The sequence below is a fragment of the Micromonospora krabiensis genome, assembly GCF_900091425.1.
Lineage (GTDB): Bacteria > Actinomycetota > Actinomycetes > Mycobacteriales > Micromonosporaceae > Micromonospora > Micromonospora krabiensis.
Genome location: NZ_LT598496.1, coordinates 2,202,822 through 2,227,292 on the forward strand (window position 1 = coordinate 2,202,822; position 24,471 = coordinate 2,227,292).

The following is a 24,471-nucleotide window of genomic DNA, read 5'->3' on the forward strand; positions in this document are numbered from 1 at the left end:
ACGTACAGGTTGTTCCGGATCTTCGTCCTTGACGCAGGGCAGGAGCTGCAAACTTGCCCCCGTGTCACTGGCGCAAGGAAGGTGCTACCGAAGTACGCTGATGGTATGACCACGGTGAAGAAGCTGTCGATCTCCGTTCCCCAGGATGTAGCCGAGACCCTGGAGCAGCAGGGCCCAGGCAAGGCGAGCGCCTACGTGACCGGGGCCGTGCGCGCCCAGAGGGCGTGGGAGCAGTTCCGTGACGAGCAGGCTCGCCGCGGGGTGACGCTGACCCCGGAGGGCATGGCCGCCGCCCGCGCCCGCCGGTACGCGGTGCAGGCCGAGTGGCCATCGGAGCGATTCGCGGCGGTCCGCGAGCGGGTCCGCCAGCACATGGAGCAGGAGCAGGAGCAGGCCGGCGGGGACCAGTCGGCGCCGGCCGCGTGAACCCCGAGGACGAGCTGCCCCCGGTCACGCTCGTGCTGGACCGCTCGGCACTGCTGGCGTACGTCGCGGGATCGATCCACGCCGTGGAGCCAGTAGGCGAGGTCATCACCGACCGGCAGCGCTTCGGCGTCACCGCCGTCACCGTGGCCGAGACCCTGAAGCTGGTGACCGATCCGAAGGACCGGGAAGACCTCCACACGCTGCTGGCGATGGATGCCTGCGCGGCGCTGCCCACGTGGGGCGAGGACTGGTTGGAGCTGTCGTACTGGGTGGGAGTGACCAGTCGGGTCGACCTGGCCACGACGGTACTGGCGTCGCTGGAGCACGAGGCGCAAATTCTGACCGGAGAGGGTCACCGCTACGGCGAGGGCCTGGCGATCAACTACATGCCGAATCAGTGACCGGGGCGGTTGGACCACCGTTCGGGGAAGTCGCGTCAAGGGACGATACGTGATCTTCCAATAACCATCGTCTATTGCGGCACCAGGGAACTACGGGGTGAGCAGGTCTAGGCGTTGGAGCTCAGGTAGCCGCGAGCCATCGGGTCACGGTGTCGGTGAAGACCACTTGATAGGGAAGGCCTCGTAGGTCTTCTGCGGTCGCATCCAGGCCGCGAGCCCGAGCTAGCTCGGCCAGCCACGACCATGGATGTGCCTCCTCCCTTGCGTACTCTTCGTCGGCGGGAAGTACGGCGTTCAACACGTGCTGGGTGATGCTCTCCCGAGTCTCAACGAGCGGAATGACACCACCCGGGACGCCGGTTGATCTAGCAGTGACAGTGAACCCACGTTCCGCGTGCAGGAGCACGCGCCGCCCGTCCTCCAGAATCGCGAGCTCACTGACCGTGAAGCTCCGGGTACTCGCATCGTCGGGTACGCCCCTCGGAGATCGCAGCTGGCAACTAGGCCGACGATGCGGCCGGGCGCGACCGGGGGAAGGTTTTCGGGAGCACGGTAGGCGCCCGGGTGCGGGCGCCAACCCGACTGTCCGCTGCTCACTGCCGGACTCCCGAGATTCCCGTGATCGTTCCTGCTGTACCTAACGAAACCGTGTCATCTGATCACCGGTTACGGTCGTCGCCAGCACGGTGGCAGCTAACGATCGGGGGCTACACGCGCGGTTCACGACACCCCCGTAGTACCAGCCAGACGGGTCGGCAACACCGTTCAGATCGACATCAGTAGCACCCCTCCAGCCGACGGTCGTGCTGCTTGAACAGCTGATCCTCGCATTGAATCTGCGGCCGGAGCCGCCTCCTGCGACGTAGTCGCCCGAGCCTGAGGCAACCGTCACCCACACGACCCCGGTGCCCAGCAACCACGCCCCGGCCATCCGCCACCTCATCCCGTACGCGCCGGCAAGAGCGACCTACCCGGCTCGGCGGTGGGCATGCGGCGCCCGGCCTGGCGGACCGGCCGGGCCCGGTGTCACGGCGTCCCGCTCAGCGCGCGAAGGTCCGGTCGAGCAGGTCGAACATCGCCTTCCAGTGCCGTTCGGTGGCCGGCTCGTCGTAGTGCGCGGTGTCGGCCATCGTGAAGCCGTGGGCGGCGCCCTCGTACACCTCGGAGCGGTGGCGCACGCCGGCGGCGTCCAGCGTCCGCTCCAGCTCGGCGATCTGCTCGGCGGTCATCGACGCGTCCTGGTCGGCGTGTGCGAAGTACAGCTCACCGGTGACCGAGCCGACGCCGCGGTGCGGGCTGTCCGGCGCGTCGGTGACGACCCGGCCGGCGTGGAAGCTGGCGAGCGCGGCGATCCGGTCCGGGTACGCCTCGATGGCCCGCAGCGCGTTCGTGCCGCCCATGCAGTAACCCACCGTGGCGACCGGCCCGGCCGCGACATCGTCGCGGGCGGCAAGGAAGTCCAGGTAGGCGCCCGTGTCACGGATGACGACCTGCGGGGTCAGCTCCCCGATGAGCGGCATGATCTGCGCGAAGATGTCGCCGCGCTGGTCCGGCTCGGCGAGCCGGGACAGGTCGAACAGCGGCGCGCGGCCGGCGCGGTAGAACAGGTTCGGCGCCAGGACCAGGTAGCCACGCTCGGCGATCCGCTCGATCATCTCGGCGAGCCGGGGGCGCAGCCCGAACGCGTCCATGAACAGCAGCACGGCCGGAACGGGACCATCGCCGTCGGGTCGGGCGAGGTACGAGTCCGCCACCCCGTCGTCGGTCCTGACGTCCACCGTCGTCGTACGCACCCGCAGCCTCCTTCGTAACACCGTGCCGTTCGCGGGGGAACGCTACTCCCCCACTAATTGCCTCACGCAACGAGTGGGGCGCGATCCCGCCGCGCCACCGCCGGATCCCCGTCTGCCCGGCCTGCGCCACCTCACACGCCGCTGAGCAGCCCGGTGAGCAGGCCGCGGAGCGTACGGTCGAAGAGGTCCCCCGTCGGCGCGGGGGCCGACGGCCGGGCGAACGCCGCCACCAGGTGCGGATACGCCGTGAGGTCCACCGCGGTGAAGGCGACCGGCGGCGCGGCGGTCTCGCTACGGGCGAAGAGGCTGACGACTCCGGTCATCATCGCGATCGCCTCGAACTTGGCGCTGGCCGCACACGGCACCGGCTCCAGCATCCCGAGGCAGGCGTCGAACCAGGCCAGGCCCTCCGGCCCGATCCCGGACGGCCGGTGGATCACCTCGACCAGCCATGGATGGCGCCGGAACAGCTCCCGTTGCCGGCGGGCCAGCCGCAGCATCCCGTCCAGCCACTGGCCCTCTCCCGTCGGGTACGGCCGCAGCTCGCCCACCGCCCGGTCGGTCATGAGGTCCAGCAGGTCGTCCCGTGAGGACAGGTAGCGGTAGAGCGAGGCGGCACTGGCGCCCAGGGCGGTGGCGACGGCCCGCATGGAGACGGCGGCGAGCCCTTCGGCGTCGGCGAGGGCGACGGCGGCGGCGACGATCTCGTCCCTGCTGTGCGTCGGGTTGGGCCCCCGGCTGCCCCGCGCCGGCCGCCCCCAGATCGGCTGACGGTCGGAGCCGCCCTCGCCCGAGTTCGTGGATGCGTCGGTCACCAAACCACTGTAAACTGCAAACGGCGTTCGCAGTTTCAGTCAGCCGAGAGGGAGTGGCCATGGAGCGGATCACCGCACGCGACGGCGCGAGGCTCGCGTTGCACTCGACCGGGGCGGGGCCCGGGATCGTCGTGGTGCACGGCGGCGGGGTGACCATCGACGTCTACCAGCGACTCGCCGCACGGCTGGCCGACCGGTTCACCGTGCACCTCTACAACCGGCGAGGCCGGGGCGACGCCCCGCCGCGGTCCGAGCCGTACACGCTCGACCAGGACATCGACGACCTCGCGGCGGTGCTGGAGCACACCGGCGCCCGCAACGTCATCGGGCACAGCTCCGGCGGCCTCATCGCCCTGCGCGCCGCGCTCCGGCTGCCGATCGACCGGCTCGCGCTCTACGACGCGGCGGTCTCCGTCGACGGCGGCTTCCCCACCGACTGGATCGAGTCCGCCCGCGAGGCGCTGCGGTCCGGCGACACCGCCCGCGGCCTGGCCATCTCCGCCGCCGCCATCAACCCGCAGATGCCCGGGTCACGGCTTCCGCTCGCGGTCCAGGTCGCGCTCGTCCGGCTGTTCCTGCGGACGCCGATCGGCCGGACGATGGGGGACCTGCTTCCGATGACCCTGGACGAGACCGAGCAGGTCCGGCGCCACGACGGGCCCGCCGAGCAGTGGGCCGGGGTGACGGCCGAGGTACTCCTGGCGTGCGGCGCCGACGGCCCGCCCTACTACGTCGACCTCGACGAGGCGCTGGCCCGCGCCCTGCCCCACGCCCGCACGGTGCGGATCCCCCGGGGCGGCCACGACGCGATCAACCGGGCGCCCCGCGGGCTGGTCGACACGTTCGCCGCGTTCTTCGCGGCCCCGGTGTCGCCGGAGCGGACGAGCCAGCGATGAGGTGTCGCCGCACAGACCGGTGGGCAGCCCGACGTGTCGGGCTGCCCACCGCGAGGTCGGCCGGCCCGGGGTCGGCGACCCCGGGCCGGAGCCCCGGTCAGAAACCGAGGACGCTCCGCCCGCCCACGACGGGCAGGCGCAGCTCGCTGTCGTGCGTCGCCACCCGCAGGGCGGTGCCGCCCAGCGGCAGCAGCGTGTACTCCTGGTCGCTGGAGAACACCACCACGCCGATCCGGTGACCCGCCGGGAAGACGTAGTCCTTCGGCTCCAGGGTCCACCGGTAGTCGTACAGCTTGCCCTGCCGCACCGGCTCGGTGCGCGACGCGCTCTTGCGGTTCTGCGGGTCCATCCAGCCGCGGGTCACCACCGTCGGCGCGGCGGTCGACCCGGCCGGGCCGTAGTCGACCAGGTACACGGTCAGGTTCGCGTCCGGCTTGTTGTCGATCGCCATCCGCAGGCGCATCTCCGGACGGCCGGAGATCCGCACGTCCTGGCTGAGCACCGGCGAGCGGTACGCGAGCCGGTTGGCGCTCGCCGCGTCCGGGTCGGCCACCAGGGTGTCGGGGTGGATGGTCCGGCCCTCGTCGACGAAGGCCTGCTCGACCGTGCCCTTCGGGCGCTTGCCGGTGGTCAGGATGCCCGGCTCGGTGGCGCTGGTCGCGCCCAGCTTCACGGCAACCTCGCGGGCGCCCGAGTCCGGCCAGTTGGCGTACGTGGTGTAGCTGCGGTTCTCCCGCTGCAGCACCGCGGTCGGCTCGTCCATGATCCCGTTGCGGACGTTCCACAGCCAGTAGTCGAACCAGCGGTTCTCCGTCTGCTTGTACGTCCACGTGCGACCGTCCGGGAGCGTCACCGACGCGCTGTTGCCCGGCCCGCCGTGGCCGCCCTGGTGCAGCCAGATCTTGCGCGGCACGTGCCGCTTGGCCAGCTCGTCCCACCAGCCGGCGAAGTGCTCGGTCTTCACGTTCCAGTCGTTGAGGCCGTGGACGACGAAGACGCTCGCCTCCACGTCCTTCGCGTCGAGGTAGTCCCGGTCCCGCCAGAACGTCGAGTAGTCACCGGTGACCCGGTCCTGCTCCTCGGTCAGCGCGGCCATCTCGTCGGCGCAGGGGCCCTCCGCCCGCACCTGCCCGGCCGTGTACTTCGCCAGGATGTCGGTGTCCTCACCCTGGTACGTGCCGGGCGCGACGACCAGGCCGTTGGCCCGGTAGTAGTCGTACCAGCTGCTGATCGCGGAGACCGGCACGATCGTCTTGAGCCCGCGGACCCCGGTGGTGGCGACCTGGTTGGGCAGCGTCCCGTTGTAGGAGACACCGGTCATGCCGACCGCGCCGGTGGTCCACCCGGCGGTCACCGGCGCGCCGCTGGCGTCGTACCCCTTCGCCCGGCCGTTCAGCCAGTCGATGACCGCCTTGGTGCCGAGGGTCTCGGCCTGGTCGCCGCTGGTCGGGCAGCCGTCCGAGTCGCCGGTGCCGACGCTCTGGCCGAGGACCACCGCGTACCCCCGCGGCACGTAGTAGTCGTCCAGTGAGCCGGGCAGGTTGGCCTTGGCCTCCGCGCGCTGCGCCTCGACGTCGGACGACCGCAGGCCGGACCGGCGGGTCACGCCGTTCTGCGGCAGCTCGTCCACCAGCACGCTCGGGTAGGGCACGTCCCCCCAGGTGTTCTTGCGGTACGGGCTGTGCTCGAAAATCACCGGCACCTTGAAGCCCTGGGTGGCGGTCTCCCGGGGACGGGAGATGTCGATCGCCACCCGGTCGAGGCGACCGTCGTGGTCGGTGTCGACCGGGGTCTGCACGTACACCCGCTCCTCGATCGCGTCCGCGAGCGAGAAGACCGGCTGCGTCATGCCGTCGACGACCACGATGCCGGGCGTCGCGGCGGGCGCCGGCTGGGGCGCCGCCGACACCGGCGCCGCGCTCAGCACCAGTGCGCCGGACACGCCGACGCCGAGTAATGCCACATAGGGGGTTCGACGCACGCGCGTCTCCCTTCGATCGGGCTGGTGGCCGGGGTCGGCCGGGAGTGGACCGAAGATCCACTGGCCCCGATGCTAAGGGCGGCGGCCGCTCCCGTCGATCCCCAGCACAGCCCTGCGGGCGATTGGTCCACACCGGACAGGTCGCGTCACGGCCGCGTCCGCTTTCCGTAGGTCTCCAGGTCGGCGCGGGTCAGCAGCGCCCGCAGCGCGATGCCCTCGGCCGCCAGCGCCGCACTCCCACCCTCCTGTCGGTCGATCACACACACGGCGGCGTCGACCCGCGCCCCGAGCCGGCGCAGCTCCCCGGTCGAGAGGACCACCTGCCCGCCCGAGGTCACCACGTCCTCGACGACGAGCACCCGTCGGCCGGCGACGTCCGCCCCCTCCGCCAGGCGGGCGGTGCCGTACGGCTTCGCCGCCTTGCGGACGAACGCGCACGGCAGCCCGGTGTGCCGGCCGAGCGCGGTCACCACGGCGATGCCGCCCATCTCCAGGCCCGCCAGCACCTCGGTGCCGGACGGCACGAGGGCGACCATCCGCTCGGCAAGCGCGTCCAGCAGGACGGGGTCCGCCTCGAACTGATATTTGTCGAAGTACTCCTCCGCCACCCGTCCCGACCGCAGGACGAACCGCCCACTGAGGCGAGAGGTGGCATCGACCCGACGAGCGAGATCAGCAAGCGTCACGCGGGGAATCCTGGCACGCGTACCGCGGGACCGGGATCGCGCCCTCTCACCCAGCCGGCCGGCGCGGAGCGGGTGTGTCCACGTTTATCGCCACGCAAGCGTGGAAAGCGTCGCGCGCTTCCGAAACGGGCCCTGGAGAGGGAGGCAGGAATGGCGGTCAAGACCGAAGCGCGGCCACGCACCGCGGAGATCCGGCCGTTCACCGTGCAGATTCCCGACGCCGACCTCGCGGACCTGCGCCGGCGCATCGCGGCCACCCGCTGGCCCGACCGGGAGACCGTCCCGGACCAGTCGCAGGGCACGCAACTCGCGACGGTCCAGGCGCTCGCGCGGTACTGGGAGCAGGAGTACGACTGGCGCAAGGTCGAGGCGCGACTGAACTCCCTGCCACAGTTCCTGACCGAGATCGACGGGCTCGACATCCACTTCATCCACGTCCGCTCGAAGCACGAGGACGCGCTGCCGCTCATCGTCACGCACGGTTGGCCCGGCTCGATCATCGAACAGCTGAAGATCATCGGGCCGCTCACCGACCCGACCGCGCACGGAGCGAGCGCCTCGGACGCATTCCACCTGGTCATCCCGTCGATGCCGGGCTACGGCTTCTCCGGCAAGCCGACCCAGCCGGGCTGGGACCCCGAGCACATCGCGCGGGCGTGGACGGAGCTGATGAGGCGCCTCGGCTACCCACGGTTCGTGGCGCAGGGCGGCGACTGGGGCGCGATCGTCACGGACCTGCTGGGCGTGCAGGCACCCCCGGAACTGGCCGGGATCCACTCCAACATGCCCTGCGTGATTCCTCCCGACATCGACGCACTCTTCCAGTCCGACATCACCGGGGCGAACAACGCGATGGGCTCGCTGCCACCGAACCTCTCGGCAGAGGAGAGGCGCGCGTGCGAGCAGTTGGACTTCTTCTGGAAGCACGCCGCCTACGGACTCTTCATGGGCACCCGCCCGCAGACGCTGACCGCCCTGGCGGACTCCCCCGTCGGCCTGGCCGCCTTCATGCTCGACCATGACGCGGCCAGTCTGGCGCTGATCTCCCGGGTCTTCGCCGGGCAATCCGAAGGACTGTCGCGGGACGACATCCTCGACAACGTCACGCTCTTCTGGTTGACGAACACGGGAGTCTCCGCCGCCCGCCTCTACGCGGAGTTCAAGCTGTCGTTCTTCGTCACCAAAGGCGTGTCCGTCCCCGCCGCCGTGAGCGTCTTTCCCGACGAGCTCTTCGAGGCTCCCCGGAGCTGGGCCGAGCGGGCCTACCCCAACCTCATCCACTACAACCGGCTCGACAAGGGCGGGCACTTCGCGGCCTGGGAACAACCGCAGCTGCTGTCCCAGGAGATCCGCGACGGCTTCCGGTCGCTGCGCTAGGCGACCATGGCCAGCCCGCACCTGCCACGCCTCGACGGGGCGACCGGATGGCTCAACTCGGCGCCGCTCGACCCCGCGGACCTGCGCGGCTCCGTCGTCCTGGTGAACTTCTGGACGCTGACGTGCATCAACTGGCTGCGCCAGGAGCCGTACGTGCGCGCCTGGTCGCGGGCCTACCGGGACGACGGCCTCGTCGTCGTCGGCGTCCACACGCCCGAGTTCTCCGTGGAACACGACGTCGACCAGGTGCGCCGGGCGGTCGCGGCCCGTGACATCGACTACCCGGTCGCGATCGACAACGCGTACGGGGTCTGGAACGCCTTCGACAACCAGTACTGGCCGGCGCTGTACTTCGTCGACACCGACGGGGTCATCCGCGACCAACACTTCGGTGAGGGGCGCTACGACGAGTCGGAGCGCGTCCTCCAGCGGCTCCTCGGCGTCGACCGCGAGCCCGTCCCGGTTCGCGGGCTGGGCGTGGAGGCGGAGGCCGACTGGTCCCACCTGCGCACGCCGGAGACGTACCTCGGCTACGCGCGCGGGGAGCACTTCGCCTCACCGGACGGCGTCGCGTTCGACGAGGAGGCCACGTACGCGCCGCCCGACGAGCTGCCCCGCAACCACTGGGCCCTCGCCGGGGACTGGACGATCGGCGCCGAGCGGGCGGTGCTCGACCGGGCCGGTGGCAGCGTGGTCGTCCGCTTCCACGCCCGCGACGCGCACCTCGTGCTGTCGCCCGGCGGGCCGGGGCCCGTTCCGTTCCGGGTGCTCCTCGACGGCGAGCCGCCCGGTCCGTCCCACGGTGTCGATGTCGACGAGGACGGCTTCGGGGTGGTCGAGGACGCCCGCCTCTACCAGCTCGTCCGCCAGTGGGACACGATCCGCGACCGGACCGTGGAGATCACGTTCCGCGAGCCGGGCGTCGAGGCGTACGCCTTCACGTTCGGCTAGCCGGCCGGGTGACCCGCCGGCGGCGGCGATCCCGGGCGCGTCACGCCCGGGCGACCCGGATCAGAAATTGACCTTGACTCCGGCCGCCTTGCAGGCGGCGGTCAGGTCGGTACCGGCCTTCTCGAAGGCCGGGTTGTCGGCGGCCGTCGCCGGGTCCGCGGCCGCGGCCGCCCGCCCCGCCTCCGACGCGAACCGCGTCAGCGCCCCGACCACCTCGCCTACGCCGCCCGCGGGCAGCAACGACGTCAGCTTGTCGCCGAGGTCCGCCAGGATCTTCCGGTACACCTCCGCCGACGGCTCCTTGCCGGACTGCACGACGGCGATGAGCGCCTTCTTCATCTCCTGCCCGGCCTTCTCGGCCGACTCGCAGACCACCTTCTCGTTCACCGTGACCGGCGCCCCGCCGGCCGCCGGGGAAGAGGGTGCCACCGACGGGGAAGCGGCGGCCGAGGTGGGAGCGACCGCGGAGGCGGTCGGCGTGGACGACGTCGGGGTGGCGGTCTCCTCCCCACCACAGCCGGCGAGGGCCAGCGCCGCGGCGGAGATCAACGCGATCGAGACAAGGCGAGGGCGATTCACGGACGCGGACGCTAGCCCATGTTCACCTGCTGATCAATCTCGCGACACCCCTGCCTCTCTGGGTGCGAGTGCCGACCGACGGACGGGAGAATCCGAAGCGTGGGTCTGGACACGAGAACGGCGACGCGACTTGCCGATGCCCGGCTTGCCGAATGGCGACGTGCCGGCTACGACGAGTGGCGCGAACTGCTGGACGACAGGGAGGTACGCCACACGGTCGCCGACGACGGCAACCGGTACACCGTCGTCAGCCACACCCTGGACGACGGCGACGGACGCCTCCGCATGACGGTGGCCGTGGACGACGGCGGCTGGTCCGTGTTCGCACCCCTGGTGCGCGACGACATCATGAACGCGGACGGCACATTCGTCGCCTCACTTCGCCAACCCCTGCGATCCACTCCATTTCAGTGAAAGCGTGGTATCCAGCCGCCCCGGCCACCGCAACATCAGGGAGACGGAGTCGATCACCCAGGCGACAGCGATAATCGACGCGGGGCCCGTCCCGACGGCTGAACCGGCTCGGCTGCCCGACGCGGCAGCCCGCATAGCCGTCAGGGGGCCTTTCCGTCCTGGCGTCCCGCCCACACGGCGGCCTCGATCCTCAACAGCAGGCCCACGATCACGAGCAGGGCACCAGCGAGAAGAACCTCGCCGCCGTAGGCCTTGGTCGCAAGGGTGAGCACGAAAATGGTCGCGCCCACGGCCAGGCACGCCGTGCCGACGCCGCCGACGTACTGACCAGGTCGCCGCTTCACGGCAGCAGTCTAGGGGTCAGAGGATCCACGTAAGACCCTGAGGCTCGGCGACGGTGGTACCCGCCGCGTCCGCCCGGCGCGCGCCGACGATGTCGGCGGACCTGTCAGCGAATCTGGCTGTCAGACGTCGACGCGAGATGGGGACCGGCCGGCTCCCGCAGCAGGGCGGGTAGGTCGCCGAGGGCGGCGAGCATCGGTCCGCCCCAACTCGGGTCGGTGTCGTTGTGCTCCGTGGTCCGCAGGACGGTCATGCCGACCGCCGCCGCGCCGGCCAATTCACCGTCCGCGCCGTCACCCACGTAGACACACTCCGTCGGCACGACGCCCAACCGCTCGGCCGCGAGTTTGAAGATCGCCGGATCGGGCTTGGCCAGCCGGACCTCGGAGGAGAAGATCGCGACGTCGAAGCGGCGGGCCAGCCGGCTCCCCGGCCACGCCTCCGCGGTCTCCGAGGTGGCGTTGCTGATCAGGGCCAGCGGATGCCTCTCGGCGCGGAGCGCGTCGAGCACGCCCAGGGTGGCGGCCGAGACGCTGTCCAGCACCCGGCGCGCCAACGCCCGCCGAAGGTGACCGGCCCGGGTCACCTGGTCGTCGGTCGGCGCGCCGCCGAGGCGTCCGGCGAGGAGGCGCACGGTCTCCTCCACGTCCCACCGGACCAACCGGTCGCGCCAGCTGGCGTGGTACGCGGCGACCAACGCGGCCGGCGCCACCCCGACGATGAGAGCCATCTCGCCGACGACCCGGTCTCGCTCCTGGTCGGCACCCTCGACCAGCGTGTGGAAGAGGTCGAAGATCACTGGCCGCGGCATCTGGTCATCCTAGGGGCGACGGCGGCAGACGAAGCGGTGGCGAGGATCCGCAGCGGGTCGACCGACTCCCGGACACCGATCAGGCCACTACTGGCCGGCGCCCGAGCGGGACCGGCGGCTACGCGCCAGCGGTTACTCGACCGCCTCCACGAGCACCCGCCAGACCTGGGCCGCGAGCCAGTCGTTCAGCTGGCTCAGCCCGACCTCCTCCTGGTGGTCGAACCACCAGATGACGCCGGCGTCGACCATTCCGACGACGACAGCGACCAGGTACGCGGGCAGGTCCGCCCGGTACCCGGCGGCACGCAGCCCGGCGCCGGCGGCCCCGGTCAGCTCGGGAACCACCTGGGCGGCGCCCTGCCGGGCCCGGAATCGGTACAGGTTCGGGTGTGCTGCCGCCCAGCTCAGCACCCGGCCGATCATGCCGTGCACCACCTCGTACGGCGTGCCCGGCGCCGGCACCGGCGGGCGGATCCAGGCGCTCAGCAGGCGTACGACGTGCCCGGCGACCGCCCGATCGAGGTCGTCCTTGCCGGTGAAGTGGCGGTAGACGTGCGGCCTGGGCAGCCCGGCCCGGTCAGCCACCGCGGCCAGGCCGGCGTCCGGACCGTACTCCTCGATGGCGCCGACCGCGGCCTCCACGATCAGCTGTCGTCGGCGGGTCCGCTCGTGCGGATCGCCGGCGGCACGACGGGCGGCGACCGTGTCCCGCTTGGTCGTGACGTTTCTCACCGCGTCACTCTAGCGGCTCGGTACCCTGGACTGGGTACGACCTGTACCCATGACGCTGGCATCCGAGGTGGCCATGAGCAACGTGTCCGGTCCCGTCGACCCGGCCCGTCTCCAGGACGTGCTCGACGGACCGTGGGCCCGGGTCCGCTACGGGCACCGGGCGAAGCTCGACGCCCGCTTCCTCCCGGTGTACGGCGAGAGCGGCGACGAGGCACGCGAACGGGTCACCCGGCTGCTCACCCAACTGCCGACCGAGTTCGGGATGCCGTCGGCCTATCCTCCCGAGTACGGCGGCCGTTCCGACGTCGGCGGTTCGATCGTGGCCACCGAGATGCTGGCGCAGGTCGACCTGTCGCTGATGGTGAAGGCCGGCGTGCAGTGGGGCCTGTTCGGCGGCGCGGTCCTGGCCCTCGGCACGCGGCGGCACCACGACGCGCACCTGCGCGACATCGCCTCCGGCGCGCTCCTCGGCTGCTTCGCCATGACCGAGACCGGTCACGGCTCCGACGTCCAGCAGCTGCGCACCACCTGCACGTACGACCCACGGACCCAGACCTTCGACCTGCACACCCCGCACGAGGCCGCCCGCAAGGACTACATCGGCAACGCCGCGCGGGACGGACGGATGGCGGTGGTCTTCGCGCAGCTCATCACCGGGGGACGGCGGCACGGCGTGCACGCGTGGCTGGTCCCGATCCGCAACGCCCAGGGCGACCCGCCGCCCGGCGTGACCATCGGCGACGCGGGCCCGAAGGGTGGCCTGCTCGGCGTGGACAACGGGCGGCTCAGCTTCGACCACGTGCGGGTGCCCCGGGACATGTTGCTGGACCGGTACGGCCAGGTCACGGAGGACGGCACCTACTCAAGCCCGATCGAGAGCGACTCCCGACGCTTCTTCACCATGCTCGGCACCCTGGTCCGCGGCCGGGTCAGCGTCGGCGGCGCCGCGTCCGCGGCCACCAAGTCCGCGCTGACCATCGCGGTCCGCTACGGCGACATCCGCCGCCAGTTCGGCACGCCCGACGCCGACCGGGAGGTGCCGCTCAACGACTACCTGGCCCACCAGCGCAAGCTGCTGCCCGCCCTGGCCACCACGTACGCCCTGCACTTCGCCCAGGCCGAACTGGTCGCCGCGCTCGACGAGGTGCACGGCGGCGACGGCCCGCTCGACGAGCAGCGGCAGCGGGAGCTGGAGTCCCGGGCCGCCGGCCTCAAGGCGGCGCAGACCTGGCACGCCACCCGCACCATCCAGATGTGCCGTGAGGCGTGCGGCGGGGCCGGCTACCTGGCCGAGAACCGGCTACCCGGCCTGAAGGCGGACACCGACGTCTTCACCACCTTCGAGGGCGACAACACGGTGCTTCTCCAGCTCGTGGCGAAGGGGCTGCTCACCGGCTACCGCGACGAGTTCGGCTCCCTGGACGGCTGGGGGCGGGCCTCGTTCGTCGCCGAGCAGGTCCGCGCCATGGTGCTCGAACGCACCGCCGCGCGGTCGCTCATCGAGCGGCTCGTCGCCTCCGTGCCCGGCCGGGACGAGGAGGTCGCCGTCACCGATCGCGGCTGGCAGCTCAAGATCTTCGAGGACCGTGAGAAGCACCTCCTCGACGGCGCGGTGCGGCGCCTGCGCAACGGCGCGACCGTGAAGAAGGACCAGCCGTTCGACATCTTCAACGACGTCCAGGACCACGTCCTCAAGGTCGCCGCCGCGCACGTCGACCGGATCACGCTGGAGGCGTTCGTCGCCGGCATCGAGAACACGGCGGACCCGGCGGCGCGGGCGCTGCTCTCCCGGGTCTGCGACCTGTACGCGCTCAGCGTCATCGAGGCCGACAAGGGCTGGTTCCTGGAGCACGGGCGGTTCACCCCGGCACGCTCCAAGGCGATCACCGCCGTGGTGAACGGCCTGCTCAAGGAGTTGCGACCGCACCTGCGTACGCTCGTCGACGCCTTCGCCATCCCGGACAGCTGGCTGAACTGCGCCGTCCTGCGCGAGGAGGCCGGCCGGCAGGAGACGATGGCGGCCCACGACGCCGCGACGTCCTGACCGCCCCGTCCGACCTCTGGCGACCGGTCGACCGTAGCCGCGGACGACTCCGGTCACCCGAACAGTCCGCTGTAGGCGTTGATCGCCGGCTGGCCGCCGAGGTGGGCGTAGCGGACGTTCGAATCGCGGGGGATGTCGCCGCCGCGGACGAGGTCGATGAGCCCGGCCATCGACTTTCCCTCGTACACGGGGTCGATGATCATGCCTTCGAGCCGCCGGTCAGCGCGATGGCGTCCAGCGTGGACCGCATCGGGATGCCGTAGCGGTCCCCGGCCCAGCCCTCCAGCACGGTGATCTCGTCGTCGCGCAGCTCGCGACCCAGCCCGATGAGCGCGGCGGTGTTGTGGGCGATCTTCGCCACCTGGTTCCGCGTCTCCTCGACAGTGGCGGAGGCGTCGATGCCGAGCACCCGCCGCGGCCGGTCCTGACCGGCGAACCCGGCGATCATGCCGGCCTGGGTGCTGCCGGTCACGCTGCAGACGATGACGGTGTCGAAGAAGAAGACGAGTTCCTGCTCCTGCCGCCGCACCTCGTAGGCCCAGTTCGCGAAGCCGAGACCGCCGAGCGGATGGTCGGACGCGCCCGCCGGGATCGCGTACGGTGTGCCGCCGGCGACGCGGACGTCGTCGAGCGCCTGATGCCAGCTCTGCTTGAAGCCGATGCCGAACCCCTCTTCGCTTCCGCTGTCAAGGTTCGAGCACGGTCCCGGGTTCGGGTCAACGCCGGTCGATCCGATGGGGGATCCTGAGGACGGGCACGAGAGGAGGCAGTGACATGAGACGGCACACTGTGGACGCCGATGACGCGGCGATCACCTTCGGCGAGGCCACCGCCGACGCGCTCCGGCGTTCCGTGGCAACGCGACCCCGGCGGTGGCTGGTGGCGACCACGCTGCTGCTGGGCCTGCTGGCCGCCGTGGCGACGACGGCGGCGCCGCCCGAGGACCTCACCTTCTCCACCCTCTCCGACATGGTGCAGAGCCTGATGTCGGTGACGGTGCCGTTCCTCGGCGTCCTGCTGGCTCACGACCTGAGCCGATCACCCCGCACGCCCCGGCCCGGCCCCACCCTCCTGGCGGCAGTGCTCCTGGCCGCCGCGGTCGGACTCTTCGGGATCCTGGTCAGCGCCGCCGCGCTCGCGCTCGCCCCGTCCGACACCGCGCCGGACCCGTGGCAGCACGCCGCCACCATCGCGGTCGGCGGAGTGCTCGTGCAGATCGTCGCCCAGCTGGTCGGCACCGGGCTGGGCCTACTCCTGCGCCCCACCGTCGTCGCGTGCCTCGCCACCATCGTGCTGCCGCTGGGCCTGTGGGCCCTGCTGGGCGCGGTCGACGCCCTCTCTCCCGCGCAGGCGTTCACCCCGTACGCCACGGTCCGGAACCTGCTCTCCGGTGAGATGAACGCGGCGAAGTGGGCCCAGTGGCTCGCCGTTCTCCTCGTCTGGGGCGTGGGGCTGAACGCCCTCGGCGTGGCCCGGCTCAAGCGGCGGCGGCCGGGAGACGGCGCGACGCCGGAGACCACCACGCGCGACGCAGCGCCGGCAGCGTGACGACGCGACGTGCGGCAACCATCCTGGCCGTCATCCTGACGGTGACCGCCGTCGTTGCCTGGCGGTGGTGGCACGACCATCCGCCGTACGGTCCGGAAGCGCTGGAACTCACGTCCTCGCTCAGTCTCGTGAGCAACGACGAGGCTCAGGCCGCGCTCGGCGAGAACGCGCCCGCCCCGTTCGCCACCGGACGCGACCAGTTGGTGCTCGGCCGGGTCTCCTGGCAGACCCCGCCCAAGCCTCTCGACGGCGGCTACTTCGCGATCTTCCTCATCGACAAGCGCACCGACCACAAGCCGGAGGTCTTCGGTGTGTCCGCGCCGCAGGAGGCCGTCGGGATCGGAAGCGCGGGCATCGAGAGCCGGATCACCGAGCGCTACTCCTGGCTACGCGGCGCGGGAGATGCCACGTTCGGGGACGACGAGTGGCGGAGCAACGGCAACAGACTTCACGTGGCAGACGAGACGGCCGCACCGCTCGCCTTCGTCGCGCTCTTTCCGTACCTTGAGGAGCCCCATCCGGAGGCGTCGATGGCGACCGCGCCGGTTGCGCTGTCCGACCTGCTGCTGGCCATGGTCTACCTGGGCCCGGACGGGCAGGTGTACTGGGCGCAGCGCCTGCAAGGGTAGTCAGACGGCGGCACGCTGCCGCACGCACCGCACCCGCGCGACTCACGTGCCGCAGCGGTCAGTGACCTCGGTCCTGCCGGAGGAAGCACGACAGCAGGTGCCTGAACTCGTGCGGGTGCTCGATCGCCGGCACGTGCCCGCAGCGGCCGAACACGTGCAGACGGACATCGGCCAGGTGTGCGAGCAGGGGCTGGGCTGCCGTCGCGAGCGGGGTGACCCGGTCCTCGGCGCCGTGGACGAGCAGCACGGGCGCGCGGACCGCTGCCAGCGTCCGCGCCGAGAGGGTGAGCTCGTCGACCCATCGTGCCCTGGGCGGAGGGAACAACGGCGCGAACGCGGCCGCGCCCGCTCGCATCGCGGCCGCCCGGGCATCGACCGCGGAATCGGTCACGAGCGCCTGGTCGAAGACAAGACGGCTCAGCATGTCCCGCGCCCCGATCGGACCGGCGGGGGCGGCCCAGACCGCGTCGAGCTCGGCGGACAGCGGCGCCCCGGGGGCGCCCATCGTCGAGACCGCCACGACGTGGGTGACCTGCTGGGGGCGTGCGGCCGCCAACGCCAGCGCCACGGCACCGCCCATGGAGTGACCCACCACGGCGTAGTGCTCGATGCCGAGCGCATCCATCAGGCCCGCGGCCTGCTCCGTCCACAGCCGGAGCCCACCCTTCGCACCCACCGGGACAGGCGTACGGCCGAACCCCGCCTGGTCAGGAGCCACCAGGTGCCAGGACGCACCCAGCGCCTGCGCCGTCGCTGCCCAGGCGCCGGACCCGGTCGTGCCGGGTCCGGAGCCGTGCAGCATCAGCACCGCCGGCCCGGTGCCGCTCTCCAGGACGTGGACGGGGGAACCGTCGACCGTGACCGTCCGAAGTGCGGTCACCGGGGCACGCCAGGTGTGCTCACGCCGAGGCGGAGGTGACGGACTTCGAGAAGACCTCCATCATCGCCCGGCCGAACTGCGGCATGTCGGGCCAGCCCCGGCAGGAGACGAGGTTGCCGTCCACCACGTCCGGGGCGTCGATGACCGTCGCGCCGGCGTTCTCCATGTCCCCCGTGATGGGCGGGAAGCACGCCGTCTTCCGGCCCTTCAGCAGCCCGTACACCGCTGGCACCTGCGCGCCGTGGCACACCAGCGCGATGGGGAGGTTGCGGGCGAAGAAGTGCTCGGTGATGCGCCGGACGTCGGCGTCGACCCGGATCCACTCGGGGGCACGTCCCCCGGGGATGATGAGGGCGTCGTAGCGCTCGACGTCGACCTCGGCCCACGGCACGTCGACCGGCAGCTTCCGGCCGTTCTTCTCCACATAGGCGTCGGAGTTGGGGTCGAACTCGTGGATGACCAGTTGCACGTCACGCGTCGTCCGTGACGAGACGTCGACGTCCCAGCCGCCCTCCTGCACGCGGTAGTAGGGATACATGGTGTCGAGTTCCTCGGCGGCGTCGCCGGTCAGGAGCAGCGCTCTGGGCACCTGCTTCTCCTCGCATCTGGTGGTGGGTGAGGAAGATCCAATCCGATCCGATCCGGTGGGGGTTAGCATTCCTCGGCCCAGTTCCACCCGTCAAGCCTCTACCGCCGTCGCCCGCTGGTCGTCGGCCTCGTCGAACACGCGTCGGAAGCGCTCGCCGGACCGCAGGATGTGCCGTCGCATCGCGTAGGCGGCGGCGTCGGGGTCGCGCGCGGCGATCGCGGCCACGATGTCCTCGTGCTCGGCCATGGCCAGGTGAGTGACCTGGGCGTCGCGGTGCAGCCGGAAGAGGTGCACGTGGCTGTGCAGGCGAGCGAGCGCCTCACGGATGACGTGGTTCTCCGCGCTCAGGGCGACGAGATCGTGGAAGGCGGCGTCGCGTAGCCCGAAGGCGCCGTACGCCATGGGCCCGCTGCCGCCCTCCAGCTCCGCCATCTCCGCCAGCATTCGGCGCAGACCGGCCACCTGCTCCGACGACGCGCGTTCGGCGGATCTGCGCGCCGCCGCCGGCTCGAGGAGCAGGCGGACCTCGAGCATGTCCTCGAATCGGTGCCGGGTGATCTGGGGCGGAATGCGGTAGCCGGCATGCGGCACACGCACGACCAGGCCCTCGGCCTCCATGCGGTTCAGAGCGTCTCGGATCGGCGTCTGCGAGACCCCCAGCTCTCGCGCCAGGACGTCGATCGTGACGCGAGAGCCAGGCTCGATCCGAAGCGACATCAGCTGTCCGAGCAGCGTGTCGTACACCTCGTCGGCGAGCCGGCCGCGAGATCTTCCCGCCGGCGTTCCGCCCGTCACGGACCTGCGGCCCCGCGCGGTCATCGCTTCGTCGTCCATCGTGACGTGAGGTCCTTCCTTGCGCCTTTGTGAAGTTGTTGACATCAGTCACATCACTGCGACATGCTGACGCCCCAACTGGATCGTATAGGAAATGTGATCCCGCACATCGCGGCGTTACTCGTGACTCCGGGCCGCGGGTCGCCCCGGCGACCGCCCGGCAACACGCCTGAACAACCCGGCAACTGCTTGGCGAACCACAGAGCGAGGCCCTAGAAGTTCCCATCCAGAAAGCAGGCCAGATGATGCGATACCCGAAGCGAACAGGACCATCGCGTGTTCCCCGCCGGAAGGCGCGGTTGGCGACGGCGGCCATGCTGCTGGTGGCCACGACCGCGGCGGCGTGCGGCGGTGGCGAAGACGACGGCGGGAAGGCGAGCGCCCCGAAGGCGCCGGCGGCCATCCCGGAGCTCACCAAGGACCCGCTGACCCTCAGCTTCATCTGGTTCGACTGGCCGCCCGCCCAGGCCCTGGAGGCCTTCGCGAACGCGGAGTACAAGAAGGAACGGCCGAACGCGACGATCAAGGTCAACACCGTGCCGAACGCGAACTGGCACGACGCGATGTTCACCCAGTTCGCCGCGCGCAAGACCGACTTCGACATCGCGATCCTGGACTCGCAACACATCGGCGAGGCCGTGACCAACGGCAACATCCTCGACCTCACCGACTTCGTCAAGAACAACATCGACGTCCAGGCCTACAACCCGTACCTCCTGGCGGCGTACGGCCAGTTCCCGCAGGCGGAGACCGGCAAGCGCGACGAGAGCGCCAGCCTGTACGGGCTGCCGCTGCTCGGCGACACCTGGACGATGATCTACCGCAAGGACCTGATCGGCGACAAGCCACCGCAGACCTGGGACGAGATGATCTCAGTCGCCGAGAAGTGCCAGGCGGACAACCCGGGCGTCAGCGGGCTGGCCTTCCACCAGGCCAACGGCTCCGACGCCGCGGCCGTCACCTACAACACGGTCAACGGCGTCTACGGCGGCAACCTCTGGGACCCGAAGACCCGCAAGATCGACGGCGTCCTCAACGACGCCGCGGGCCAGGAGGCGATGGACGTCCTGGTCAACAAGATGAAGCCACTGACTGCCAGGGGCTCCGGCAACTGGTTCATCGACGAGGTGAACGCGGCGGTCGCCCAGGGCAAGGCATGCATCGCGTTCAACTGGATCGCCGCGAGCGGCGGCCTGCTCGATCCGAAGCAGTCGACGCTCGGCACCACGCGGGAGCAGATTCTCGACAAGCTGGGTTTCGCCACCCTGCCGAGCCAGAAGACGAACCTGGTCCCGCTCGGCGGGATGGGGATGCACATCTCGGCCTACTCCGCCGCGGCGAACCAGGCGGAGGCGCTGAACTTCATGAAGTGGTTCGAGCGGGCTGACATCCAGAAGAAGTGGGCCGCGGCCGGTGGCGTGCCGGCGCGTACGGACGCCCTGGCGTCACCCGAGTTCCTCAACGCCGGGCCGTTCAACCAGGTGTACGCCGACTCGGTTCCGCGGATGCGGGACATGTGGAACGTGCCCGAGTACGCGCGCCTCGTCGACATCGAGAACACCAACGTGAACGCGGCTCTCAACGGTGCGAAGAAGCCGAAGGAGGCGCTCGACGACATCGCCAGGGAGCAGCAGAGCGTGCTCGACTCGAGCAACCGCAAGGGCGGCGGCGGACTGTGAGTGAGCCCGCCTCTCTGACGACCGACAACCCCGGGCAGGTGGCGTCCGCGGCGCCGCCCGCCCGGGGGCGGTCCCGCCGGCTGAGCGACCGTGGGCTCGCCGCCGCCTTCATCTCCCCCGCGTTGCTGCTGTTGCTCGCCATGTCGGTGTTCCCGTTGCTGTGGGCGTTGTACCTGTCCTTCACCGACTACTCGGCCACCCGCGGCGGGCCCGCCAATTTCGTCGGGTTCGGGAACTACACCGCCATCCTGACCTCGGCGCAGGTCCACACGAGGGCCCTGACCACGCTGATCTATGTGGTCGGCGCGGTCACCCTGCAGACCGTGCTCGGTTTCGGCATCGCCTACCTGATCTCCCGGCGCACGCACGGGCGGGGAGTGCTGACCACCCTGTTCCTGGTTCCGATGATGCTGTCGCCGGTCGTGGTCGGGCTGTTCTGGCGATTCATGCTCGACGCGCAGTTCGGCGTGGTCAACAGCATGCTCGGCTCGCTCGGCCTCGGGCAGGTCGAGTGGCTCACCCGGCAGCGAACCGCCCTGCTCTCCCTGATCGTCGTCGACACCTGGCAGTGGACGCCGTTCATCATGCTCATCGCACTCGCGGGCCTCAACGCGGTCCCCAAGTACCTCTACGAGGCCGCCTCGATCGACCGGGCGTCCGAGTGGTTCCGGTTCCGCACCATCACTCTGCCGCTGGTGTGGCCACTGCTCCTCATCGCCGTGATGTTCCGGGCCATCGAGGCCTTCCGGCTGTTCGACCTCGTCTACATCCTCACCAACGGAGGTCCGGGTGTCTCCACCGAGACGTTGTCGTTCCACATCTACAAGGTCGCGTTCCTGGGCTTCAACACCGGAACCGCCTCGGCGTACGGAATCCTCGTGGTCCTCGTCGTCATCGTCCTCACGCAGCTCTACCTGCGCTACCTGAACAAGCTCAAGGAGGGCTGATGGCCGTCTCCGTCGACGAGGCCGTGTCCACCGGTCCGGCCCGGGATCACACGCCTCCCGCGCGGCGCCTCGGCGGCCGGGGCCGCTCCGTGCTGGAGGTCGCGCTGCTGACCGTCCTGGCCGCCGTGATGCTCTTCCCGGTGCTGTGGATGATCGAGACGTCCATCAAGGAGAACCGGGACGTCTACGCCATCCCGGCCAAGTTCTTCGACTTCACAGTCACCCTGGACCACTACCGGGACGTGTTCGTCGCCCCCGGCGACGGCCGCACAGCCGTGTCCGTCTCGTTCCTCAACTCGATCGTGGTCGCCGGGGCTTCCACGGTGCTGGCCACCGTGCTGGGGGTCCCCGCGGCCTGGGCCTACTCACGCTTCGCGGTGAAGGCCAAGAAGGACCAACTGTTCTTCATCCTCTCCACCCGGTTCATGCCGCCCGTGGTGGTCGTGATCCCGATCTTCCTCATGTACCGCCAGGTCGGCCTCATCGACAACAAGATCGGCCTGATCCTCATCTACGCCGCGTTCAACGTGCCGTTCACGATCTGGATGATGAAGGGCTTCGTCGACGAGGTGCCCGCGGAGTACGAGGACGCCGCCATGCTCGACGGCTACACCCGTCTGCAGGCGTTCTGGCGATACACCCTCCCCCAGCTCGTGCCCGGAATCGCCGCGACGGCGGTCTTCGCACTCATCTTCTCGTGGAACGAGTTCGTGTTCGCCATCTTCCTCACCTCCAGTGACAGCGTGCGGACGGCTCCGCCCGCCATCGCCGGCCTCATCGGCGGCACCACGACAGACTGGGGTCTCGTGGCAGCCGCCTCCGTGGTGTTCGCCCTACCGGTGCTCGTCTTCGCCTACCTGGTGCGCAAACACCTCATCGCCGGTGTGACGCTCGGGGCGGTGCGACGCTGATGGCGGGCATCGAGGTGAGCGCGCTGCACAAGCGCTACCCGGACGGAACGGTCGCAGTCGATCGCGTGGACCTGTCCATCGGCCACGGCGAGCTGTTCGTGATGCTCGGCCCTTCGGGCTGCGGCAAGACGACCACGCTGCGGGCCATCGCCGGCCTGGAGAGGCAGACGACCGGCGACATCCGGATCGGCGACACACTGGTCAACGACCTGCCGCCCGCCGAGCGCGACATCGCCATGGTGTTCCAGTTCTACGCCCTCTACCCACACCTGCGAACCCGCGACAACCTGGCGTTCCCCCTGCGGGCCGAAGGGCTGCCCAAGCAGGAGGTGCGCGCGCGGGTCGACGAGGCCGCCCGGCTGATGCGGCTCGGTCCGCTCCTGGACCGGCGACCGCGCCAACTCTCCGGCGGGGAGCAGCAGCGTGTCGCGCTCGCTCGCGCCCTGGTGCGGCGACCGCGCGCCTTCCTCATGGACGAACCTCTCACCAACCTGGACGCGGAGCTGCGGACGGACATGCGCACGGAGATCAAGCACCTGCAGGGCGAACTGGGGGCGACGATGGTCTATGTCACCCACGACCAGGTCGAGGCGATGTCGCTCGGTCACCGGATCGCCATCCTCAACAAGGGCCGTGTCGAGCAGATCGGTACGCCGCTTCAGGTCTACGACCGCCCGGCGAGTCTGTTCTGCGCCGCATTCATCGGCTCCCCGCCGATGAACCTGATCGACGTGGAGGTGGCCGACGGCAGGCTGCACGGTCAGGGCGGACTGGTCCTCACGCCACCGCCCGGCCTGCCCCGCGACCGTCACCTGGTCGCCGGCGTCCGGCCGGAGGCGCTGGAGGTCACCGCACCAGGGGCGGAAGGCTCGATCCCGGCCCGGGTGGTCTCGGTGGAGTGGCTGGGCGACGAGATCATCTACGTGGTCGACCACGGCGGCCAGCGCGACGTACGGGTCCGGATGCCACCGACCGTTCGGTTCGCCGCCGACGCGAAGGTCGGACTGCGGCACACCGGCGGAACCCCGGCGGTCTACGACGTACGCACGGAAGAGCTGGTGGCCTGATGGGAACCGTGGCAGCACACGGGCTGCGCAAGTCCTTCGGCAAGGTCCAGGCCCTGGACGGGGTGACGCTGGACGTGCCGGACGGTTCGTTCTTCGTCGTGCTCGGGCCCTCCGGGGCAGGCAAGACGACGACCCTGCGCGCGATCGCCGGCCTGGAGAAACTCGACGCCGGGTCGGTGCACCTGGACGGCAGGGACGCGACCGGTGACGCCCCGGCCGCACGCGACCTGGCCATGGTCTTTCAGAACTACGCCCTCTACCCACGACACACGGCGTACGAGAACATCGCCTCACCGCTGCGGGCCCGCCGCTGTTCGTCGAGCGAGATCGCCGCTGCCGTCGAGCGGATGTCGAGCCTGCTGCACATCGAACGTCTGCTGCAACGTCGTCCCGCGCAGTTGTCGGGCGGCGAGATGCAGCGCGTCGCCCTGGCCCGGGCGCTGGTCCGCCGCCCGCGCGCGTTCCTCATGGACGAGCCGCTGACGAACCTCGACCTCAAGCTCCGCGTCGAGATGCGCACCGAGCTCACCCGCATCCACCGCAGTCTCGGCGCGACCTTCGTCTACGTGACCAACGACCAGGTCGAGGCCCTGTCCATGGCCGACCAGGTCGCGGTCCTCAAGGAGGGGAAGGTGCAGCAGGTCGGAACGCCGACCGAGGTGTACGAGCGGCCCGCCAACCAGTGGGTCGCCGGGTTCGTGGGGAGCCCGCCGATCAGCCTGCTCGCCTGCCGCGCCGAGGGGGATCGTCTCGTCGGTACGGATGGCTGGACGCTGCCGCGACCCCGCTGGACCACGGCAGAGGACGGTCGTGCGCTGCTGCTGGGTGTACGCGCGGAGGACCTGTCCGTCGAGCAGCGTGGGCACGCGTCGTTGTCGGGAGAGCTCTACGGGCTTGAGCCGCTCGGTGACCGGACGGTGGTCGACGTCCGCGTGGGAACGGAGCTCCTCAAGGTCAAGGCACGACCCACCATCACCGGTACGCCGGGCGAACGGCTGTCGGTCACGGTCGATCTGGACCGTGCGCACCTGTTCGATGCGGAGACCGGGTTGTCGTTGTCCGAGGCCGGGCGGTAACCGCGCCGGCAGACCGACCACCGCCACCGTCGACCCGCTCGGCAACCTCGCCCCGACCAGGGC

27 protein-coding genes are annotated in these 24,471 nt (G+C 70.6%); 14 read left to right on the plus strand and 13 right to left on the minus strand.

Features of this window, described 5'->3' with window-relative positions; genetic code table 11:
- Positions 1-105: 105 nt before the first annotated feature.
- Both GA0070620_RS09715 and GA0070620_RS09720 read left to right on the plus strand, forming a co-directional pair.
- Positions 106-426, plus strand: coding sequence for a hypothetical protein (locus tag GA0070620_RS09715; RefSeq protein WP_091589559.1), 321 nt, complete (start codon positions 106-108; stop codon positions 424-426).
- Positions 423-827 (plus strand): hypothetical protein, encoded by a 405-nt coding sequence (locus GA0070620_RS09720; protein ID WP_091589560.1) that lies wholly within the window; start codon positions 423-425, stop codon positions 825-827. Before GA0070620_RS09715 ends, GA0070620_RS09720 begins: the two co-directional genes overlap by 4 nt.
- Before the next feature lie 1,040 nt (positions 828-1,867).
- Here the strand turns inward: GA0070620_RS09720 and GA0070620_RS09725 are convergent.
- Positions 1,868-2,620, minus strand: coding sequence for a dienelactone hydrolase family protein (locus tag GA0070620_RS09725; protein WP_091589561.1), 753 nt, complete (start codon positions 2,618-2,620; stop codon positions 1,868-1,870).
- Between the two features lie 131 nt (positions 2,621-2,751).
- On the minus strand, positions 2,752-3,435 hold the full coding sequence (locus GA0070620_RS09730; RefSeq protein ID WP_091589562.1) for a TetR/AcrR family transcriptional regulator: 684 nt from the start codon (positions 3,433-3,435) through the stop codon (positions 2,752-2,754).
- Positions 3,436-3,494: 59 nt separating this feature from the next.
- On the opposite strand from GA0070620_RS09730, the gene GA0070620_RS09735 reads away from it, so the two are divergent.
- Positions 3,495-4,331 (plus strand): alpha/beta fold hydrolase, encoded by an 837-nt coding sequence (locus GA0070620_RS09735; protein WP_091589563.1) that lies wholly within the window; start codon positions 3,495-3,497, stop codon positions 4,329-4,331.
- 97 nt (positions 4,332-4,428) lie between these two features.
- Here GA0070620_RS09735 and GA0070620_RS09740 read toward each other — a convergent pair whose 3' ends face one another.
- A complete protein-coding gene (locus GA0070620_RS09740) occupies positions 4,429-6,312 on the minus strand; it encodes a Xaa-Pro dipeptidyl-peptidase (protein ID WP_091589564.1) in 1,884 nt (627 codons plus the stop codon).
- A gap of 146 nt (positions 6,313-6,458) precedes the next feature.
- A complete protein-coding gene (locus GA0070620_RS09745; protein ID WP_091589565.1) occupies positions 6,459-6,998 on the minus strand; it encodes an orotate phosphoribosyltransferase in 540 nt (179 codons plus the stop codon).
- Between the two features lie 150 nt (positions 6,999-7,148).
- Here GA0070620_RS09745 and GA0070620_RS09750 point away from each other — a divergent pair, with 150 nt between their 5' ends.
- On the plus strand, positions 7,149-8,375 hold the full coding sequence (locus GA0070620_RS09750) for an epoxide hydrolase family protein (RefSeq protein ID WP_091589566.1): 1,227 nt from the start codon (positions 7,149-7,151) through the stop codon (positions 8,373-8,375).
- Positions 8,376-8,381: 6 nt separating this feature from the next.
- Entirely contained in the window at positions 8,382-9,326 is a 945-nt protein-coding gene (locus tag GA0070620_RS09755) for a redoxin domain-containing protein (protein WP_091589567.1), read from the plus strand.
- Between the two features lie 60 nt (positions 9,327-9,386).
- Here GA0070620_RS09755 and GA0070620_RS09760 read toward each other — a convergent pair whose 3' ends face one another.
- Complete coding sequence (locus GA0070620_RS09760) at positions 9,387-9,905, minus strand: hypothetical protein (protein ID WP_157741580.1); 519 nt, start codon at positions 9,903-9,905, stop codon at positions 9,387-9,389.
- Between the two features lie 99 nt (positions 9,906-10,004).
- Here GA0070620_RS09760 and GA0070620_RS09765 point away from each other — a divergent pair, with 99 nt between their 5' ends.
- Entirely contained in the window at positions 10,005-10,319 is a 315-nt protein-coding gene (locus GA0070620_RS09765) for a hypothetical protein (RefSeq protein ID WP_377520299.1), read from the plus strand.
- A 140-nt stretch (positions 10,320-10,459) separates the two neighbouring features.
- On the opposite strand, the gene GA0070620_RS09770 is transcribed toward GA0070620_RS09765, so the two are convergent.
- The 3 genes from GA0070620_RS09770 to GA0070620_RS09780 form a co-directional block, all read right to left on the minus strand.
- Positions 10,460-10,663 (minus strand): hypothetical protein, encoded by a 204-nt coding sequence (locus GA0070620_RS09770; RefSeq protein WP_091589570.1) that lies wholly within the window; start codon positions 10,661-10,663, stop codon positions 10,460-10,462.
- Between the two features lie 104 nt (positions 10,664-10,767).
- Positions 10,768-11,472, minus strand: a complete 705-nt coding sequence (locus tag GA0070620_RS09775; protein ID WP_091589571.1) for an HAD family hydrolase — start codon at positions 11,470-11,472, stop codon at positions 10,768-10,770.
- A gap of 132 nt (positions 11,473-11,604) precedes the next feature.
- Entirely contained in the window at positions 11,605-12,204 is a 600-nt protein-coding gene (locus GA0070620_RS09780) for a TetR/AcrR family transcriptional regulator (RefSeq protein WP_091589572.1), read from the minus strand.
- A gap of 49 nt (positions 12,205-12,253) precedes the next feature.
- Between GA0070620_RS09780 and GA0070620_RS09785 the strand changes: the two genes are divergently transcribed.
- Positions 12,254-14,248 (plus strand): acyl-CoA dehydrogenase family protein, encoded by a 1,995-nt coding sequence (locus GA0070620_RS09785; protein WP_231922313.1) that lies wholly within the window; start codon positions 12,254-12,256, stop codon positions 14,246-14,248.
- Positions 14,249-14,301: 53 nt separating this feature from the next.
- Here the strand turns inward: GA0070620_RS09785 and GA0070620_RS33520 are convergent, their stop codons facing one another.
- Positions 14,302-14,451: a hypothetical protein gene (locus tag GA0070620_RS33520; RefSeq protein WP_231922314.1), complete on the minus strand. Its 150-nt coding sequence runs from the start codon at positions 14,449-14,451 to the stop codon at positions 14,302-14,304.
- On the minus strand, positions 14,448-14,777 hold the full coding sequence (locus GA0070620_RS33525; protein ID WP_231922315.1) for a PALP domain-containing protein: 330 nt from the start codon (positions 14,775-14,777) through the stop codon (positions 14,448-14,450). Before GA0070620_RS33525 ends, GA0070620_RS33520 begins: the two co-directional genes overlap by 4 nt.
- A gap of 245 nt (positions 14,778-15,022) precedes the next feature.
- Between GA0070620_RS33525 and GA0070620_RS09795 the strand changes: the two genes are divergently transcribed.
- Positions 15,023-15,796 carry a hypothetical protein gene (locus GA0070620_RS09795; protein WP_157741581.1) on the plus strand — a complete coding sequence of 258 codons (774 nt, stop codon included), beginning with the start codon at positions 15,023-15,025 and terminating at the stop codon, positions 15,794-15,796.
- On the plus strand, positions 15,793-16,425 hold the full coding sequence (locus tag GA0070620_RS09800; protein WP_172836408.1) for a hypothetical protein: 633 nt from the start codon (positions 15,793-15,795) through the stop codon (positions 16,423-16,425). The genes GA0070620_RS09795 and GA0070620_RS09800 overlap by 4 nt, the downstream gene beginning before the upstream one ends.
- 58 nt (positions 16,426-16,483) lie before the next feature.
- Here GA0070620_RS09800 and GA0070620_RS09805 read toward each other — a convergent pair whose 3' ends face one another.
- The 3 genes from GA0070620_RS09805 to GA0070620_RS09815 form a co-directional block, all read right to left on the minus strand.
- Positions 16,484-17,305 (minus strand): alpha/beta fold hydrolase, encoded by an 822-nt coding sequence (locus GA0070620_RS09805; protein WP_091589574.1) that lies wholly within the window; start codon positions 17,303-17,305, stop codon positions 16,484-16,486.
- 19 nt (positions 17,306-17,324) lie between these two features.
- Positions 17,325-17,894, minus strand: a complete 570-nt coding sequence (locus GA0070620_RS09810) for a DJ-1/PfpI family protein (RefSeq protein WP_091589575.1) — start codon at positions 17,892-17,894, stop codon at positions 17,325-17,327.
- Between the two features lie 90 nt (positions 17,895-17,984).
- Positions 17,985-18,728, minus strand: a complete 744-nt coding sequence (locus GA0070620_RS09815) for a GntR family transcriptional regulator (protein WP_091589576.1) — start codon at positions 18,726-18,728, stop codon at positions 17,985-17,987.
- Between the two features lie 299 nt (positions 18,729-19,027).
- Between GA0070620_RS09815 and GA0070620_RS09820 the strand changes: the two genes are divergently transcribed.
- From GA0070620_RS09820 to GA0070620_RS09840, 5 genes are read left to right on the plus strand one after another with little or no spacing between them, the layout of a single operon-like run.
- Complete coding sequence (locus tag GA0070620_RS09820) at positions 19,028-20,407, plus strand: extracellular solute-binding protein (RefSeq protein WP_231922316.1); 1,380 nt, start codon at positions 19,028-19,030, stop codon at positions 20,405-20,407.
- Positions 20,404-21,354 (plus strand): carbohydrate ABC transporter permease, encoded by a 951-nt coding sequence (locus GA0070620_RS09825; protein ID WP_091589577.1) that lies wholly within the window; start codon positions 20,404-20,406, stop codon positions 21,352-21,354. The genes GA0070620_RS09820 and GA0070620_RS09825 overlap by 4 nt, the downstream gene beginning before the upstream one ends.
- Positions 21,354-22,265 carry a carbohydrate ABC transporter permease gene (locus tag GA0070620_RS09830; RefSeq protein ID WP_091589578.1) on the plus strand — a complete coding sequence of 304 codons (912 nt, stop codon included), beginning with the start codon at positions 21,354-21,356 and terminating at the stop codon, positions 22,263-22,265. Before GA0070620_RS09825 ends, GA0070620_RS09830 begins: the two co-directional genes overlap by 1 nt.
- Complete coding sequence (locus GA0070620_RS09835) at positions 22,265-23,332, plus strand: ABC transporter ATP-binding protein (RefSeq protein WP_091589579.1); 1,068 nt, start codon at positions 22,265-22,267, stop codon at positions 23,330-23,332. Before GA0070620_RS09830 ends, GA0070620_RS09835 begins: the two co-directional genes overlap by 1 nt.
- A complete protein-coding gene (locus tag GA0070620_RS09840) occupies positions 23,332-24,408 on the plus strand; it encodes an ABC transporter ATP-binding protein (RefSeq protein WP_091589580.1) in 1,077 nt (358 codons plus the stop codon). Before GA0070620_RS09835 ends, GA0070620_RS09840 begins: the two co-directional genes overlap by 1 nt.
- Positions 24,409-24,471: the final 63 nt, after the last annotated feature.